The sequence below is a fragment of the Agromyces sp. H17E-10 genome (genome assembly GCF_022919715.1).
In the GTDB taxonomy this organism is placed as follows: Bacteria; Actinomycetota; Actinomycetes; order Actinomycetales; family Microbacteriaceae; genus Agromyces.
On the sequence record NZ_CP095042.1, the window covers coordinates 275,242 to 290,819 of the forward strand.

A 15,578-nucleotide genomic window follows, 5' to 3' on the forward strand; every position below is an offset into this window, starting at 1 on the left:
ACTGCAAGCCTAGGCGGAGTGGTCGGCGGAGACTGCAGGCGTGGAGGCCGTGACCGGCACGGGCTCGGCACCGAGCTCGACGACCGCGGCACCGCGCGGCTCGGAACGCTCCAGTTTCACGCACACGATGCCGGCGAGGATGAGCACGCCGCCGAGGATCTGCAGCGGACCGAGCGCCTCGCCGAGGAGGATCCAACCGGCGATGGCCGCGAACACGACTTCGGAGAGACCGAGGAAGGCCGCGAGGCGCGAGCCGAGCATGCCGATCGAGGCGATGCCGGCCGTGTAGGCGAAGGCCGTCGAGATGAGGCCGACTGCGATGAGCGGCACGTACCAGGGGGCGGACGCGCCGAGGAACGCGACCTCGGCGGTCGACGCCTGCATCGGCAGCAGGCCCGTGAGCCCCGCGAGCCCGAGCGCGACGGCGCCGACGACGAAGCCGGCCGCGATCAGCGCGACGGGCGGCAGCTGCTCGGCCGACGACTCGCCCACCGCGTAGTACACGCAGACGCCGATCATCGCGAGCGCGGCGAACGCCAGCCCGAGCGGGTCGAGCCCGCCGCCGCCCGGTCCGATCACGAGCACGAGGCCGGCGAGCGCGAGCACGGAGCCGGCGAGCACGACGCGCTGCGGCACGCGCCGGGTGCGCAGCCACGCGAACAGCACGAGCGCGATCGGCGCGAGGTACTCGATGAGGAGCGTCATCGACACGGGGATGCGCTCGAGCGAGGCGTAGAAGAAGAACTGCACGCCGGCGACGGCGACGAGCCCGTAGAGGAGCACCGTCCACTTGGCGCGCCAGAGGGGGCGGAAGTCGCCGCGGAGGGCGACGGCTCCCGGGATCGCGAGGAGGACCGCGGCGATCGAGATGCGCGCGAGCACCGCCGCGCCAGGTGACCAGCCGGATTCGAGCAGCGGTTTCACGAACACGCCGCCGATGCCGAATGCGAGGCCCGCTGCGAGCCCGAGCGTGATGCCGAGCACCCCGCGTCGCCGTGACGTCATGTCGCCTCCTCGCCGTCGGGACCACCTGCGGTCCGCGCCCGAGTCCACTCCCTCGTCATGAGTGAACCCCGTTATGCTCGTGACAGTACCCCTCGACGAGGTCAGGAGTCAAATGCTTTTCACCGATGACACGATCGCGGCGCTCGAGTTCGCCGCGGCACTCGCCGACACGGTGCCCGGCGCCTCCGAGTCGGGCGACGACGAGCTCGCGACGACGGCGCAGCTCTCGGCGCTCATCGGCGCCTGGCAGTACTCCGGACGACGCGACGGAGATGCCGCCGAGCTCGCCGAGGTCCGCGAGGCGCGCGAGCGGATTCGCGGCATCTGGGGCCGGCCGCGCGACGAGGTCGTCGACGAGGTGAACGCGATCCTCGCCGAGGCCGGAGCGCTCCCCCGGCTCGTGCGCCATGACGACTCCGACTGGCACATCCACGCGACCTCTCCCGAGGCGCCACTCGCCGAGCGCATGCTCGTCGAGGCGGCGATGGCGCTCGTCGACGTCGTGCGCGCCGACGAGACCGCACGCCTGCGCGAGTGTGCTGCCGACGACTGCACCGGGCTCTTCGCAGACCTGTCGAAGAACGCTTCGCGCCGCTACTGCAGCACGCGCTGCGGCAACCGCATGGCGGCTCGCGCCCACCGGGCGCGCAGCGCCGACTGATCGTCAGGGCATGACGAAGGCCCCCACCGAATCGGTGGGGGCCTTCGCAAGACGTTCGCGCCAGGTCGAAGACCCGGCAGGCTCAGTTTCGAGAGCCGCGCGAGGAACTGCGCTTAGCGGCGCAGGCCGAGACGCTCGATGAGCGAGCGGTAGCGCGCGATGTCGACATCGGCGAGGTAGCCGAGGAGACGACGACGCTGACCGACGAGGAGCAGCAGGCCACGACGCGAGTGGTGGTCGTGCTTGTGCTCCTTCAGGTGCTCGGTGAGGTCCTTGATGCGCTTGGTGAGCAGCGCGATCTGGACCTCGGGGGATCCAGTGTCACCGGGGTGCGTCGCGTACTCTTCGATGATCGCCTTCTTGACGTCTGCTTCGAGTGCCATAGATGGGATCCCCTTTCTCCTTGTTGCGCGCTGCCCGGGGCCGAATGCCTGGGCTCTCTTGATGCGCGGCCGATTCACGGCAACCTCAATACTCTAGCAGAACGGATGCCTCGGGCCGACCGCCCGCCGCTCCCGACGAACGCGCGACCGTCAGTCGAACGATCCCTCGAGCAGCGTCAGCGCGGCGTCGACGGCCTCGGCCGGCGTGCCACTGCCGCTGCGCGCCCACCAGCGCATCGCGCTGAACCCGGTCGTGACGTAGAGATCGGCGAGCAGGTGCGCGCGCAGCGAAGCCGGCGCGCCCAGGAGCGGCTCGAGCAGTTCGTGCACGGCGCCGAACTTCGCGAGCCCGTGAGCGAGCACCGACGCGTTCGCGTCGATGATGCGCAGGCGTTGACGGGTCACCTCGACGAGCTCGGGCGGGAACTCGGCCATCGCGACGTAGGCGCGGTGGAGCCGTGCGACCGCGGCCGGCGCCCGGTCTCCGGGCACGACCGCGTCGCCGGCGAGCGCCGCCCGGAACCGCTCGATCGCCTCGTCGAATCCGCCCCACACGAGGTCGGGCTTCGACGGGAAGTAGCGGAACAGGGTGCGCCGGCTCACGCCCGCCGCCTCGGCGACGTCGGCCATCGTGACCTCGTCGAACCCGAGCTCGGTGAAGAGCGCGAGCGCGCGCGCGGCCAGCGCTTCGGCGTCGACCTCGACCGGACGGCCGCGAACGCCCCCGGGTCGGGCGCCGTCGGGCGCCGGACGGCTCGGGCTCGAGGCATCCATGTTCACACCGCCATTCTCTCGGGAACATTTTATGGCACTGAGTGTTATAACTAGTGGACCGACTCGAACCCAGGTCGGCGAACCCCACCGCGACGCCGCGCATCCCACGACGCCGCACTCACCGCTGAGGAGCAGCAATGAACACCGCCATCACCCCCGGACGCTTCGACGGCAAGGTCGCGATCGTGACCGGCGCCGGCTCGGGCATCGGCCTCGCGACGACCGTGCGGCTCGCATCGGAGGGCGCCCGCGTGGTCGCGGCCGACGTCTCGAAGGAGCGCCTCGACGCCCTCGTCGCCGAGCACCCGTCGCTCGACATCGTCGCCGTCGCGGGCGACATCACGGTCGAGGAGAACGTGCAGGCGCTCGTCGCCGCCGCGGGCGACCGCGTCGACGTGCTCGCCAACGTCGCCGGCATCATGGACGCCTTCCTGCCGGCCGCCGAGGTCGATGACGCGACGTGGGAGCGCGTCATGAACGTCAACGTCACCGCGGTCATGCGCCTCACCCGCGCCGTGCTGCCCAAGATGCTCGAGCAGGGCTCGGGCTCGATCGTCAACGTCACGAGCGAGGCGGGCATCCGCGGCGCGTCGGCCGGCGCGGCCTACACGACCTCGAAGCACGCCGTCGTCGGCTTCACGAAGAACACCTCGGTCATGTACTCGGGCTCGGGCATCCGCGTGAACGCGGTCGCCCCCGGCGGCGTGAAGACCAACATCGAGGCGCCCTTCAAGTCGGAGCACGCGGGCAAGGTGCTCGGCCCGGTGCTCGGGGCGCTCGCCCTCGTGCCGGCCGAGCCCGAGCAGCTCGCCGCGGCGATCACCTGGCTCCTCTCCGACGACTCCGCCAACGTGTCGGGTGTCGTGCTCGCATCGGACGGCGGCTGGTCGGCCATCTGACCCATCGATCCACGAACGGGATGCCCCGTGCCGCGCGTCGGCACGGGGCATCCGTTGCTTCTCCACGACGCCGGGGCGAGACTGGGGCCATGGCCTTCGTGATCAAGCGCGTGTACGAGCCCGCCGAGGCGGGCGACGGCTACCGGGTGCTCGTCGACCGCCTGTGGCCGCGCGGGGTGAGCAAGGAGCGCGCCGAGCTCGACCTGTGGGACAAGGACGTCGCCCCCTCCCCCGAACTGCGCACCGAGTGGCACCACGCACCCGACCGCGTGGGCGACTTCGAGCACTTCGCCGCACGCTACCGGGCCGAGCTCGACGAGGGCGAGGCGGGCGGAGCGCTGCTCGAGATCGGCCGCGAGCACGACCGCGTCACCCTGCTGTACGGCGCGCGCGACACGCAGGTGAACCACGCCGAGGTGCTGCTCGGCTGGCTCGCCGCGCACGGGGCTGCGGTCGAAGGCGACTGAGCGGCCGCGGCTCACCGACGCACGACCGCCCGCTCAGGGCGTGAGCGGGAAGATCGCGGGTACGCCCGTGTGGGCGTAGACGATCACGAGGAACACCACCAGGTCGAACAGCAGGTGCACGACGAGCACGTACGTGAGCGACTTCGTGAGCTTGAACGTGTAGCCCTGCACGAGCGCGAACGGGATCGTGAGCAGCGGCCCCCAGCTCTGGTAGCCGAGCTCCCACAGGAACGAGACGAAGACCGTCGCCTGCAGCAGGTTCGCCTGCCAGGCGGGGAAGTGCCGCATGAGCAGCGCGAACACCGTGCAGATGAAGAAGAGCTCGTCCCACGTGCCGACCGCGGTCACGCCGACCGCGAGCCGCGCGATCTCGTTCGGGCCGCTCACCGCGGGCCAGTTCTCGTAGACCCCCGATCCGATGAAGTACGCGGGCAGGATGAGCCATCCGGCTGCCGTGACGCCCACGAGGTAGAGCCACTGGGTGCGCGTCCACCGCCGCCGTGTGCGCCACGGGAAGCGGATCGTGCGCTCGCGGTAGACGAACCGGGAGATGACGAACGGCACGGCGACCGCGAGGCCGAGCACGACCGCGAACCGCACCATGCCGGCGTCGCTGAGGTCGGCGTGGAGCGACATCGTCGAGATGATCGCCTGCCCGACGGCGATGAGGGCGAGATCGGGTGCGAGGCGCTCGGTGCGGCCGGCGCGGTCGCAGAGCCACGCGACGAGCACGCCCACGACGAGCGCAGTCCATCCCGCCCATTGCCAGCGCAGGCCGAACAGCAGGATCGCGGCGCCGCAGACGAGGATCGCGGGCACGAGCGCGACGGCGTGCGTGCGGACGTCGGCGGGCGATCCGGCAGGGTCGGCGAGGCGGGCGGTCACGCCCCCAGCATGGCATGCGTCACGCCACGGTGCGGCGCGGCCGAATGTCGCCGGGCGGTGCGACGATCGAGGCATGCAGCAGACGATCGTTCCGCCCTACCTGCTCGACCGCATCGCCGATTCGGGGCACCGGTTCCCGCTCGCCGCCGAGGCGGCCAGGCGCTCGCTGCTGCACGACGCACCGCGACGCGAGCTGCGCGGGGTGCCGCCGCTGCTGCCGCCCGATCGCGCCGAGCCACGTCTGCCCGCGGCGCTGCCCGACGCTCCGTCGCATCCCGACCGCCGCATCTCCGACGCCGAGGGCACCGAGAAGCTGCCCGGCCGGCTCGTGCGCCGCGAGGGCGAGCACGCGACGGGTGACGAGTCGGTCGACGACGCCTACAACGGCCTCGGCGACACCCACCGCCTCTACGACCGCGTCTTCGGTCGCGACTCGATCGACGGCCGCGGCATGCCGCTCGAGGCGACCGTGCACTTCGGCGAGAAGTACGACAACGCCTTCTGGGACGGCGAGCGCATGGTGTTCGGCGACGGCGACGGCGAGGTGTTCCGGGGGTTCACCGACTCGCTGAGCGTCATCGGGCACGAGCTGTCCCACGGCGTGACCGAGCACACCGCGGGCCTGCGCTACCAGGGTCAGCCCGGCGCGCTCAACGAGCACGTCTCCGACGCCTTCGGAGCACTCGTCGAGCAGTACGCGCTCGGGCAAGACGCCGAGGCGGCGACCTGGCTCATCGGCGAGGGCATCTTCACGCCCGAGGTGCAGGGGCGCGCGCTGCGTTCGATGCTCGAGCCCGGCACCGCATACGACGACGACGTGCTCGGCCGCGACCCGCAGCCCGCCCACATGCGCGACTACGTCGAGACGACCGACGACAACGGCGGTGTGCACCTCAACTCCGGCATCCCGAACCGGGCGTTCGCGCTCGCCGCGCGCGAGCTCGGCGGGTTCGCGTGGGAGCACGTGGGGCGCATCTGGTACGACACCCTCACTTCCGGCCGGCTCGGCCGCGACGCGACGTTCGCCGAGTTCGCGACCGAGACCGTGCACCAGGCCGAGCAGCGGTTCGGCGCCGACTCACGCGAAGTGCGGGCCGTGCGGTCGGGCTGGCAGACGGTCGGCGTGCTGCCCGAGGCTGGCGAGGCCGGGCACCAGGAGTGATCGAGGAGTCGGGCGAAGACCGCCACGAGCAGTGATCGAGGAGTAGCATCCAGCACGATGGAGATCATCGTGCAGCGGTCCGGCGGCCTGGCCGGCCTTCGCATCACGTGGCGGGTCGACGTCGACGAACAGCCCGACGCCGACGCGTGGGTGGTGCTCGTCGACGAGCTGCCCTGGCGCGACGTTCCGCCCGCGCCGCCCGAGCCCGACCGCTACGTGTACCGGATCGAGTGCGAACCGCACGAGGCGCTGCTCGCCGAGGGGCAGGTCACCGGTCCGTGGCGAGAACTGGTCGACCGGGTTCGCGAGACCGCGCCGCCGCACCGCGAGCCGCCACCAGCACCCCGAACGCGATGAGGCCCTGCGCCGCGAGGTAGGTCGACATCACGGCGAAGTCGTGGGCGGCGAACTCGTAGCCCGGCAGGAACCGGCCCATCGCGAGCACCGAGTCCGAGACGACGAAGAGGGCTGCGCCGAGGGCGATCCAGCCGCCGTGCAGCGAGGCGCTGATCGCCATCGTGCCGATGACGAGCGCGTAGGCGACGACCGGCACGCCCAGGGCGCCCGCGCCGGGAAGCAGCAGCACGAGCATTCCGACCACCCAGAGCGGGTAGACGAGCGCCCACAGCGGCGGGCGGCGTCGGGCGTGCGGCATCCGCAGGAAGAGCACGATGTACGCGACGTGCGCGGCGAGGAACGAGGCGAGGCCGGCCACGAACCAGAGATCGCCCGGGAACGTGAGGAGCACGTCGCCACCCCACGAGAGCCCGATGCCGGCGAGGAGCAGCACCGGAATCGGTGAGGCCTGCCGCCGCGAGACGAGCACGACGGCGAGCGCGAGCAGCGGCATCAGGAGCACCTTCGTCGCGGTCACGCTCCACGCGGGGCCGACGTACTGCAGCAGGAGGTGCGCGACGGAGACGACGAGGTAGGGGGCGAAGGCTGGGAGCACGCTCGAATGCTAGCCGAACCGACGACGAAGGCCGGCGGGCGCTCGCCCACCGGCCTTCTCACTGGTCTCGGTCTCAGCTGACGCCGAGCAGGTCGATCACGAAGATCAGGGTCTTGCCCGACAGCGGGTGACCGCCGCCGGCAGGGCCGTAGGCCTTGTGCGCGGGCACGATGAGCTGGCGGCGACCGCCCACCTTCATACCGGGGATGCCCTCCTTCCAGCCCGTGATGAGGGCCGAGAGGGGGAAGTTGATCGACTGGCCGCGGCTCCACGACGAGTCGAACTCGTCGCCCGTCTCGTAGTCGACGCCGAGGTAGTGCACGTCGACCGTCGAGCCGGGCTGCGCCTCCGCGCCGTCGCCCACGACGATGTCTTCGATCACCAGCTCGACGGGGGCCGGACCCTCGGGAGCGTCGATCTCGGGCTTGCTGTTCGTATCGGTCATGCCCTCAATCAAAACGGATGCCGCGTGCCCGTGTCCAACGCGGACGGATGTCCACCGGGGTCTTGCGCTACTGGCGAACACCATGCACGCTGGAACCCTAAGAGATCCGTCGCCCCGTAGAGATGTCGGCAGTGCCACACCACAGGGCGGCGGATTTCTCCGTCTCGGCGGCACGTGGTGCCGGCCGCCGGGACGCGACGGAGCAGGCGGTCCGCCGCCCTGCGATGAGTTCATTCCTCCATCAGCCGGGACCTGATGAGGAAGCGGACGCCCTCGGGTGCCTCGATCGAGAAGCCGCTTCCCCGACCCGGCACGACGTCGACGGTGAGGTGCGTGTGCCTCCAGTACGCGAACTGCTCGGCCGACATCCAGAACCCGACGACTCGCATCGCGCCCGCGGCATCCGCACCGATCTCGAGCTCGCCGAGGAGCACGTCGGCGTCGCTCGTGAGGAACTCCCCCGCGGGGTAGCAGATCGGCGAACTGCCGTCGCAGCACCCGCCGGACTGGTGGAACATGAGCGGGCCGTGCGCCGCCCAGAGCCGGTCGACGAGCGCCGCCGCCGCGGGTGAGAGCTCCACCCGCGGCGACGACTCCCCCACGATCACGACGCTGCCGACGACGCCCTCCGCGAACCGTTCGAGCGACATGTGGGACCGCCGATCAGAAGAACCCGAGCGGGTTCTCGTTGTAGCTCACGAGCAGGTTCTTCGTCTGCTGGTAGTGATCGAGGGCGAGCTTGTTGTTCTCACGGCCGATGCCCGACGACTTGTACCCGCCGAAGGCGGCGCCTGCGGGGTACGCGTGGTAGTTGTTCACCCAGACGCGACCGGCCTGGATGTCGCGACCGGCCCGGTACGCCTCGTTGCCGTTGCGGCTCCAGACGCCCGCGCCGAGCCCGTAGAGGGTGTCGTTCGCGATCGAGATGGCGTCGTCGTAGTCGGTGAAGCTCGTGACGGCGACGACGGGGCCGAAGATCTCCTCCTGGAACAGGCGCATGCGGTTCTGCCCCTCGAAGATGGTCGGCTGCACGTAGTAGCCCTCGCTGAGGTCGCCGCCGAGGTCGGCCCGTTCGCCGCCGAGCAGCAGCTTCGCCCCCTCCTGCTTGCCGATGTCGATGTAGCTCAGGATCTTCTCGAGCTGGTCGTTCGACGCCTGCGCACCCACTTGGGTCTCGGTGTCGAGCGGGTTGCCCTGCTTCGCCTGCTTCGTGCGCTCGATCGCGTCGTCGAGGAAGGTGTCGTAGATCGAGCGCTGGATGAGCGAACGGCTGGGGCAGGTGCAGACCTCGCCCTGGTTGAACGCGAACAGGCTGAACCCCTCGAGCGCTTTGTCGTAGAACGAGTCGCGCCGGTCGGCGACCGACTCGAACACGATGTTCGGGCTCTTGCCGCCGAGCTCGACGGTCGAGGGGATGATGTTGTTCGACGCGTACTGCAGGATGAGCCGGCCGGTCGTCGTCTCCCCCGTGAACGCGATCTTGCGGATGCGGTTCGACGAGGCGAGCGGCTTGCCCGCCTCGACGCCGAAGCCGTTCACGACGTTGAGCACGCCCGCGGGGAGCAGGTCGGCGATGAGCTCGACGAGGACGAGGATCGACGTCGGGGTCTGCTCGGCGGGCTTCAGCACGACCGCGTTGCCCGCGGCGAGCGCGGGGGCGAGCTTCCACACGGCCATCAGCAGCGGGAAGTTCCACGGGATGATCTGCCCGACCACGCCGAGCGGCTCCTGGAAGTGGTACGCGACCGTGTCCTCGTCGAGCTGCGTGAAGCTGCCCTCCTGCGCGCGGATGAGGCTCGCGAAGTACCGGAAGTGGTCGCTCGCGAGCGGGAGGTCGGCGTTCAGCGGCTCGCGGATCGACTTGCCGTTGTCCCAGGTCTCGGCGACGGCGAGGAGCTCCCGGTTGCGGTCGATGCGATCGGCGATCGCGTTGAGGATGCCCGCGCGGTGCGCGGCGCTCGTGCGGCCCCACGCCGGAGCGGCCTTGTGGGCGGCGTCGAGCGCCGCGTCGATGTCGGCGGCGGTGCCGCGGGCGACCTCGGTGAACGCCTTGCCGTTCACCGGCGAGATGTTCTCGAAATAGGCGCCGCCTGCGGGCTTCACCCACTCGCCGCCGATGAAGTGCTCGTAGCGCGGCTTGAACTCGATGAGCGCGCCGGGGGTGCCGGGCGCGGCGTACACGGTCATCGTGTCTCCTTGACGTCGTTGTCGGATGCCCCTGAGCGGGACGACGTCACGGTACGCCGACGGAGGTTGCATCCCGGTCGCACGAACGTTGCACCTGCGTTGCATGGGCACACGTGGGATGCGGCCGAGCGGGGGCCCGTCAGTCGAGTGCGCCGTCGAGACGCTCGAGGTGCGCGACGACCGAAGCCCGGCGCGGCGACCGAGGCGGGAGGAGCCGGAGCGCCGCCCGCCAGAGCTCGACGTCGTCGCGCCCCTCCTCGCGTTCGGCGTAGTCGAGGAGCAGCTCGGGCGACGCATCGGCCATGAGCGACTCGCGGAGCCGGCTCGCGAGCTCCTCGCGGATCTCGATGATGCCGGGTGCCGTCGAGTCTGGGAGCAGGGGCCCCGGATAGGCGTCCAGCGCCAGGCGCCGTGCGCCGCGCCGCAGGCGGGCGAGCACCTCGTGCGCATCGAGCGCGAGCGGCCGGGCGAGCCGGTAGGGCCGCGCCTCGATCGGCGGCTCGCCCACGACGTCGAGGACGCGCCGGAGCCGCACGAGTTCGGAACGGAGGGTCGCGGTGCCGGCCGATTCGCCGTAGACGAGGTCGGCGAGGCGCTCGGCCGCGAGACCCCGTGGATGCCAGGCGAGCAGCACCAGGATCTCGGCGTGCCGGAGTCCCAGTTCGCGTCCGCCGAGGCGGGGGCGCTGCAGTCCGAGGACGTCGAGCGTGCAGCGCGGTGGGTCGACCGGGCGGATCCGGCTTCGGCGGAGCGTCGAGCGGACCGTCGACTCGAGCTGCGCGAGCTTGAGCTCGGCCTCGACCGCGGCGACGGTCGCCGTGACGAGTGCGAGCGTGTGCGGCGCCACCGCGTGGTCGGTGCCCGTGATGTCGATGACCCCGAGCACGGCGCCCGTCCGCGGGTCGTGCACCGGGGCCGCGGTGCAGCTCCACGGATGCACGATCCGATTGAAGTGCTCCGCGCCGCGGATCTGCACTCCGCGATCGAGCTCGATGGCGGTGCCCGGCGCGTTCGTCCCGACTCGGGACTCCGACCAGTCGGCTCCCGCGACGAACAGCATGTCCTCGGCACGGTGCCGAAGGGCGGGATCGCCCTCGACCCACAGCAGCCGGCCGTGCTCGTCGCCGACGGCGACCACCAGGCCGGCATCGCTCGCGTCGTCGACCAGCAACCGCCGGATCACGGGCAGCACGGGGGCGAGCACGTGGGCGTCGCGGTACGCGAGGAAGCCGTCCTCGTCGAGGTCGATGCCGGGCAGGGCGTGCACCGGGTCGATCGCCTCGCGGAGCGCCCGTTCCCAGGAGGCACGGACGACCGGGCGGAGCGTGGGCGGCACCGTCCCGGAGGCGAGCGCCTCCTCCTGCGCGCGCACGAGTCGATCGCGCAGGGCGTGGGCGTCGAATCCCTGCGGGGGTCGCTGCGGCACGGGCATGCCGTCTCCGATCGCGTCGTTGCGGATGCCGACATCCTATCCGCCGCGGCCGGCACGCCCCGGGGTCAGCGCATGAGCGCCGCGCGCTCGGAGACGATCGACGCGAGCAGCGCCTGCTCGTCGGCGACGCTCTTCGCACCGCCGACCCCCGAGACGATGCGCTGACGCGCGAATGCCAGGTGCGTCGCATCCGTGATGAGGCGTCGCATGGCGACGATCCGGGGCGGATGCTGCGCCCGGGCCCACGCCTTCGCCTGACGGCGACCGGCGGGGGTCGCGAGCAGATCGACCTCGCCGGCGCTGAACCAGCCGGCGGCCGCGTACTCGGCGAGCCGGCGTCTCGTCGTGCGAGCCTCTTCGCGGCGCAGGAGCACGACGAGCACGATCGCGGCGACGAAGATCGGCACCTGGACGGTGACGTAGAGGCCGATCCAGTCGTCGCCGAACGCGAGCGAGCCGTTCCAGAGGGCGTGCAGCGCGATGGCGCCGACGAGGCCGAGGAGGAACCAGCCGATCACTCCCCCGCCGCCGGCACCGCGACGCGCGGCGATGCCGATCGCGAGGCCGGTGCACGCGGTGAAGAGCACGTGCGCGAAGGGCGAGAAGATGCCGCGCACGACGAACGTCGCGCCCAGGGAGGACGCTCCGCCCTCGATGAGCGCCGACCCGAAGTAGATGATGTTCTCGGTGAACGCGAACCCCGCCGCGACGGTCGCCGCGTAGACGAGCCCGTCGACGGGTCCGTCGAACTGCCACCTCGCGAAGGCGTAGACGAGCAGCACGCCGAGGCCCTTCGCGACCTCTTCGACGACGGGCGCCTGCACGACCGCGGTGATCGCCTCGTCGGCGGCGCCGCCCGGCGTCGCGAACGCGACCGCCAGTTGCACGCCGAGGTCGACGACGAGCGCGATCGCGACCGAGACCGCCGCGCCCCACAGGAACGCGAACCACAGCGCACCCCGCGGCTCGGGCTCCCAGCGATCGACCCAGCGGATCGCGAGCAGCACCCCGGCGAGCGGGACGAGCGCGAGCAGCGACCCGATGACGAGCGTCGACGCGCCGAGCGCGATCGCGAGGTAGGCGACCACGAGCAACGCGGCGAAGCCGCCGACGACGATGCCGACGACGGCGAAGACGGTGCCGCCGCTCCGGGCCCGGACGGGCGCCGCCCAAGCGGGTGCGACGGCGACGGGCTGCGGCGCTGGGCCGGGGACGAGGTGACTCACCGGGGCAGCCTACCGAACGGGCGCGCCGGGAGGCCGGGACGAAGGCCCAGGCGGGCCCGGGTCGCGAACCGGAAGCGGTGTGCGAGCCTCAGCCCGCGGGCGGCGCCTCGAACATGACTCCCGGGTTCAGGATGCCGGTCGGGTCGAACACCGCCTTGACCGCGCGCTGCAACTCGAACACGTCGTCGCCGAGTTCCTCGGCCAGCCAGCGACGCTTGAGCACGCCGACGCCGTGCTCGCCCGTCAGGGTTCCGCCGAGCGCGACCGCCGCGCGGAACATCTCGTCGGCAGCCGCCCAGATGTGCTCGGGCACCTCGTCGCCCGTGAACACGAAGTTCGGGTGCAGGTTGCCGTCGCCCGCGTGCGCGATCGTCGGGATCTCGACACCGCGACGCGCGGCGATCTCCTCGATCGCACGGAACATCGCCGGCAGCGCGCTGCGCGGCACCGCGACATCCTCGATCAGCACCTGTCCGCTCGCCGCGAGGGCCGGGTGCATCGCCCGCCGGATGTCGAGCAGCCGCTCGCCGGTCGAAGCGTCGGTCGAGAGCGTGACCCGGCCGCCTGCCGCGGCGAAGAGCTCGGCGATGCGAGCGGCCTCGACCGCCGCCGAACCGTCGTCGGCCTGCGCGAGGAGGAAGGTCTCGCCCGGCGCCGTCGTCTCGAGTGGCGTGCCGGCGAGCGCGTCGGCGCCGAGGTACGCGGCGACCCGCGCGACGACGCCCGCATCGAGGAGCTCGAGCACGGCGGGGCGGATGCGCGCGGCCGTGACGGCCGCGCACGCCTCGGCGGCCGCCTCGACACCGGCGAACGCCGCCGCGACGGTCACCGGGGCGCCGGGGGTCTGCGGGCGGACGCGGACGGTCGCCTCGACGATGACGCCGAGGGTGCCCTCGGAGCCCGTGAACAATGCCGTGAGGTCGTAGCCGGTGACGCCCTTCACGGTGCGGTGCCCGAGGCGCACGAGCCGGCCGTCGGCGAGCACGACGGCCAGGCCGAGCACCGCCTCGCGGGTCACGCCGTACTTCGCGCAGAGCAGCCCGCCGGCGTTCGTCGCGATGTTGCCGCCGATCGACGAGATCGCGCGACTCGCGGGGTCGGGAGCGAACCAGAGGCCGAGCGGCGCGAGCGCGTCGTTGAGGTCGCCGTTCAGCACCCCCGGCTCGACGACCGCGAGCTCGTCGGCGTCGGAGATCTCGAGGATGCGGTTCATGCGGGAGAGATCGAGCACGATCGCGCCGGGGCTCGCGATGGCGCCGCCCGCGAGGCCCGTGCCCGCGCCGCGGACGACGACGGGCGTGGACGTCGCGTGGGCGATGCGCATGACCTGCTGCACGTCGTCGATCGAACCCGCGAAGACGACGGCGAGCGGCGGGGTGTCGCCGCGCCAGCCGGATCGGTCTTCTCGGGCCGCGTCGAGGGCGGCGGGGTCGACGGTGACGGCCCCGCCGAGGGCATCGGCGAGCTGGGCGACGACGTTCGGCATGCTTCCACCCTAGCCACGGCGCCCGCGTCCGATTTCCGCTAGTCGAAGTCGTCGGCACGTGCGAGGCTGAGGTCATGACGATCACCGCAGCGCCGCGCACCGGCACGCCCGATCCGCTCGCCGACCCCGTCTTCGCCGAGCGCTACCGGGCGATGCAGGCGCGCGACGCGCGCTTCGACGGCCAGTTCATCACGGGCGTCCACTCGACGGGGATCTACTGCCGACCGAGCTGCCCGGCCGTGACACCGAAGCCCGGCAACGTGAGCTTCTACCTCACGGCCGCCGCCGCACACGAGGCGGGGCTGCGCGCCTGCAAGCGGTGCCTGCCCGACGCGGTTCCCGGCTCCCCCGAGTGGGACCTCCGCGACGACCTCGCGGCTCGCGCGATGCGGCTCATCGCCGACGGCGTCGTCGAGCGCGAGGGCGTGCCGGGTCTCGCCGCGCATCTCGGCTACACCCCGCGCCATCTCACCCGCGTCGTCACCGCCGAACTCGGCGTCGGTCCGCTCGGGCTCGCTCGGGCGCACCGCGCGCAGACCGCACGGGCGCTGCTGACCTCCACCGACCTGCCGGCGGCCGATGTCGCCTTCGCCGCCGGCTTCGGCAGCGTTCGCCAGTTCAACGACACGATCCGCGAGGTGTACGAACGCACCCCGCGAGAGCTCCGCCTGACCGCCCGCTCCTCCGACCGCCGCGAACCGAGCGACGACGGCATCGTTCGGCTGCGGCTGCCCGCACGGGCGCCGTTCGACGCGGGCGGCGTGTTCGCCTGGCTCGCGGCCCGCGCCGTCGACGGCGTCGAGATCGCGACGGGCGATCGCTTCGTCCGAACCCTCCGCCTCCCCGGCGGCGCGGCCGTCGTGGGGCTCGAGCCCGGCGGCGACGCCCACGCGCCCGCGATCGAGGTCGAGGCGCGGCTCGCGTCGCTCACCGACCTGCCGCCGCTCGTCGCCCGGGTGCGCCGCCTGTTCGATCTCGACGCCGACGCCATCGCGATCGACGCCGCACTCGGCGCCGACCCGGCGCTCGCCGCCTCGGTCGCAGCCCACCCGGGCCTGCGCGTACCGGGGTGCCTCGACCCGCACGAACTCGTCTTCCGCGCGCTCGTGGGCCAGCAGATCTCGGTGAAGGCGGCCCGCACGACGCTCTCGCGGCTGGCCGCCGAGCTGGGCGAGCCGCTCGCGACGGGTGATCGCCCGGGACCGGCCGGCAGCGAGGCCCTGCTGCGGCTCTTCCCCACGGCGAGCGCGATCGCCGAGCACGGCACCGACGTGCTGCGGGGCCCCGCGAGCCGCATCCGCACGATCGTCGACGTCGCGACGCGACTCGTGACGAGCGAGCTCGTCGTCTCGGCCGACCGGGATCGCGACGAGCTCGTGCGCGACCTCGTCGCGATCCCCGGCATCGGCCGGTGGACGGCGGGCTACGTGGCGATGCGGGTCACCCGTGCACCCGACGTGCTGCTGACGAGCGACCTCGCACTGCGCGCGGGCGCCGAACGGCTGGGCCTGCCGGGCACCGTGGCCGAGCTCGACGCGCTCGGCACGGACTGGGCGCCCTGGCGCAGCTATGCGTCGATGCACCTGTGGCGCGCCGCCGCCGAAGAGATCTGAT

At 72.2% G+C, this 15,578-nt stretch carries 17 protein-coding genes; 6 read left to right on the forward strand and 11 right to left on the reverse strand.

The window, feature by feature from the left end:
* Nucleotides 1-9 precede the first annotated feature (9 nt).
* Nucleotides 10-1,005, reverse strand: coding sequence for an EamA family transporter (locus MUN74_RS01340; RefSeq protein WP_244854582.1), 996 nt, complete (start codon nucleotides 1,003-1,005; stop codon nucleotides 10-12).
* A gap of 112 nt (nucleotides 1,006-1,117) precedes the next feature.
* Here MUN74_RS01340 and MUN74_RS01345 point away from each other — a divergent pair, with 112 nt between their 5' ends.
* Nucleotides 1,118-1,666, forward strand: a complete 549-nt coding sequence (locus MUN74_RS01345) for a CGNR zinc finger domain-containing protein (RefSeq protein ID WP_244854583.1) — start codon at nucleotides 1,118-1,120, stop codon at nucleotides 1,664-1,666.
* A 113-nt stretch (nucleotides 1,667-1,779) separates the two neighbouring features.
* Here MUN74_RS01345 and rpsO read toward each other — a convergent pair whose 3' ends face one another.
* Together rpsO and MUN74_RS01355 are read right to left on the reverse strand one after the other, a co-directional pair.
* A complete protein-coding gene (rpsO, locus tag MUN74_RS01350; RefSeq protein WP_231431357.1) occupies nucleotides 1,780-2,049 on the reverse strand; it encodes a 30S ribosomal protein S15 in 270 nt (89 codons plus the stop codon).
* 150 nt (nucleotides 2,050-2,199) lie between these two features.
* Nucleotides 2,200-2,823, reverse strand: coding sequence for a TetR family transcriptional regulator (locus tag MUN74_RS01355; RefSeq protein WP_255820941.1), 624 nt, complete (start codon nucleotides 2,821-2,823; stop codon nucleotides 2,200-2,202).
* Nucleotides 2,824-2,960: 137 nt separating this feature from the next.
* On the opposite strand from MUN74_RS01355, the gene MUN74_RS01360 reads away from it, so the two are divergent.
* Nucleotides 2,961-3,722, forward strand: a complete 762-nt coding sequence (locus MUN74_RS01360) for an SDR family NAD(P)-dependent oxidoreductase (protein ID WP_244854585.1) — start codon at nucleotides 2,961-2,963, stop codon at nucleotides 3,720-3,722.
* Nucleotides 3,723-3,811: 89 nt separating this feature from the next.
* Nucleotides 3,812-4,189, forward strand: coding sequence for a DUF488 domain-containing protein (locus MUN74_RS01365; RefSeq protein ID WP_244854586.1), 378 nt, complete (start codon nucleotides 3,812-3,814; stop codon nucleotides 4,187-4,189).
* Nucleotides 4,190-4,222: 33 nt separating this feature from the next.
* On the opposite strand, the gene MUN74_RS01370 is transcribed toward MUN74_RS01365, so the two are convergent.
* Complete coding sequence (locus MUN74_RS01370) at nucleotides 4,223-5,074, reverse strand: CPBP family glutamic-type intramembrane protease (protein WP_370647329.1); 852 nt, start codon at nucleotides 5,072-5,074, stop codon at nucleotides 4,223-4,225.
* Nucleotides 5,075-5,147: 73 nt separating this feature from the next.
* Between MUN74_RS01370 and MUN74_RS01375 the strand changes: the two genes are divergently transcribed.
* Nucleotides 5,148-6,236, forward strand: a complete 1,089-nt coding sequence (locus MUN74_RS01375; RefSeq protein WP_244854587.1) for a M4 family metallopeptidase — start codon at nucleotides 5,148-5,150, stop codon at nucleotides 6,234-6,236.
* Between the two features lie 57 nt (nucleotides 6,237-6,293).
* Entirely contained in the window at nucleotides 6,294-6,593 is a 300-nt protein-coding gene (locus tag MUN74_RS01380; RefSeq protein WP_244854588.1) for a protealysin inhibitor emfourin, read from the forward strand.
* Here MUN74_RS01380 and MUN74_RS01385 read toward each other — a convergent pair.
* From MUN74_RS01385 to MUN74_RS01415, 7 genes are all read right to left on the reverse strand, one after another.
* Nucleotides 6,505-7,188 carry a lysoplasmalogenase gene (locus MUN74_RS01385; protein WP_244854589.1) on the reverse strand — a complete coding sequence of 228 codons (684 nt, stop codon included), beginning with the start codon at nucleotides 7,186-7,188 and terminating at the stop codon, nucleotides 6,505-6,507. The two genes, MUN74_RS01380 and MUN74_RS01385, sit on opposite strands and share 89 nt — an antisense overlap.
* Before the next feature lie 73 nt (nucleotides 7,189-7,261).
* The gene (locus MUN74_RS01390; protein WP_244854590.1) at nucleotides 7,262-7,633 is read right to left on the reverse strand and encodes an FKBP-type peptidyl-prolyl cis-trans isomerase; all 372 of its coding nucleotides are present in this window, start codon (nucleotides 7,631-7,633) and stop codon (nucleotides 7,262-7,264) included.
* Between the two features lie 230 nt (nucleotides 7,634-7,863).
* Complete coding sequence (locus MUN74_RS01395; RefSeq protein ID WP_244854591.1) at nucleotides 7,864-8,283, reverse strand: DUF779 domain-containing protein; 420 nt, start codon at nucleotides 8,281-8,283, stop codon at nucleotides 7,864-7,866.
* Nucleotides 8,284-8,296: 13 nt separating this feature from the next.
* The gene (exaC, locus tag MUN74_RS01400; protein ID WP_244854592.1) at nucleotides 8,297-9,820 is read right to left on the reverse strand and encodes an acetaldehyde dehydrogenase ExaC; all 1,524 of its coding nucleotides are present in this window, start codon (nucleotides 9,818-9,820) and stop codon (nucleotides 8,297-8,299) included.
* Between the two features lie 139 nt (nucleotides 9,821-9,959).
* Nucleotides 9,960-11,252 carry a GAF domain-containing protein gene (locus tag MUN74_RS01405; RefSeq protein WP_244854593.1) on the reverse strand — a complete coding sequence of 431 codons (1,293 nt, stop codon included), beginning with the start codon at nucleotides 11,250-11,252 and terminating at the stop codon, nucleotides 9,960-9,962.
* Nucleotides 11,253-11,317: 65 nt separating this feature from the next.
* On the reverse strand, nucleotides 11,318-12,478 hold the full coding sequence (locus tag MUN74_RS01410; protein ID WP_244854594.1) for a PrsW family intramembrane metalloprotease: 1,161 nt from the start codon (nucleotides 12,476-12,478) through the stop codon (nucleotides 11,318-11,320).
* An 88-nt stretch (nucleotides 12,479-12,566) separates the two neighbouring features.
* On the reverse strand, nucleotides 12,567-13,964 hold the full coding sequence (locus MUN74_RS01415) for an FAD-binding oxidoreductase (protein ID WP_244854595.1): 1,398 nt from the start codon (nucleotides 13,962-13,964) through the stop codon (nucleotides 12,567-12,569).
* Between the two features lie 74 nt (nucleotides 13,965-14,038).
* Between MUN74_RS01415 and MUN74_RS01420 the strand changes: the two genes are divergently transcribed.
* Nucleotides 14,039-15,577 carry an AlkA N-terminal domain-containing protein gene (locus MUN74_RS01420; protein WP_244854596.1) on the forward strand — a complete coding sequence of 513 codons (1,539 nt, stop codon included), beginning with the start codon at nucleotides 14,039-14,041 and terminating at the stop codon, nucleotides 15,575-15,577.
* Nucleotide 15,578: the final 1 nt, after the last annotated feature.

Excerpts from the sequence above, each read along its gene's own strand:
- MUN74_RS01340 (WP_244854582.1), bottom strand. The coding sequence starts at position 1,005 with ATGACGTCACGGCGACGCGGGGTGCTCGGCATCACGCTCGGGCTCGCA.
- MUN74_RS01345 (WP_244854583.1), top strand. The coding sequence starts at position 1,118 with ATGCTTTTCACCGATGACACGATCGCGGCGCTCGAGTTCGCCGCGGCA.
- rpsO (WP_231431357.1), bottom strand. The coding sequence starts at position 2,049 with ATGGCACTCGAAGCAGACGTCAAGAAGGCGATCATCGAAGAGTACGCG.
- MUN74_RS01355 (WP_255820941.1), bottom strand. The coding sequence starts at position 2,823 with ATGGATGCCTCGAGCCCGAGCCGTCCGGCGCCCGACGGCGCCCGACCC.
- MUN74_RS01360 (WP_244854585.1), top strand. The coding sequence starts at position 2,961 with ATGAACACCGCCATCACCCCCGGACGCTTCGACGGCAAGGTCGCGATC.
- MUN74_RS01365 (WP_244854586.1), top strand. The coding sequence starts at position 3,812 with ATGGCCTTCGTGATCAAGCGCGTGTACGAGCCCGCCGAGGCGGGCGAC.
- MUN74_RS01375 (WP_244854587.1), top strand. The coding sequence starts at position 5,148 with ATGCAGCAGACGATCGTTCCGCCCTACCTGCTCGACCGCATCGCCGAT.
- MUN74_RS01380 (WP_244854588.1), top strand. The coding sequence starts at position 6,294 with ATGGAGATCATCGTGCAGCGGTCCGGCGGCCTGGCCGGCCTTCGCATC.
- MUN74_RS01390 (WP_244854590.1), bottom strand. The coding sequence starts at position 7,633 with ATGACCGATACGAACAGCAAGCCCGAGATCGACGCTCCCGAGGGTCCG.
- MUN74_RS01395 (WP_244854591.1), bottom strand. The coding sequence starts at position 8,283 with ATGTCGCTCGAACGGTTCGCGGAGGGCGTCGTCGGCAGCGTCGTGATC.
- exaC (WP_244854592.1), bottom strand. The coding sequence starts at position 9,820 with ATGACCGTGTACGCCGCGCCCGGCACCCCCGGCGCGCTCATCGAGTTC.
- MUN74_RS01405 (WP_244854593.1), bottom strand. The coding sequence starts at position 11,252 with ATGCCCGTGCCGCAGCGACCCCCGCAGGGATTCGACGCCCACGCCCTG.
- MUN74_RS01415 (WP_244854595.1), bottom strand. The coding sequence starts at position 13,964 with ATGCCGAACGTCGTCGCCCAGCTCGCCGATGCCCTCGGCGGGGCCGTC.
- MUN74_RS01420 (WP_244854596.1), top strand. The coding sequence starts at position 14,039 with ATGACGATCACCGCAGCGCCGCGCACCGGCACGCCCGATCCGCTCGCC.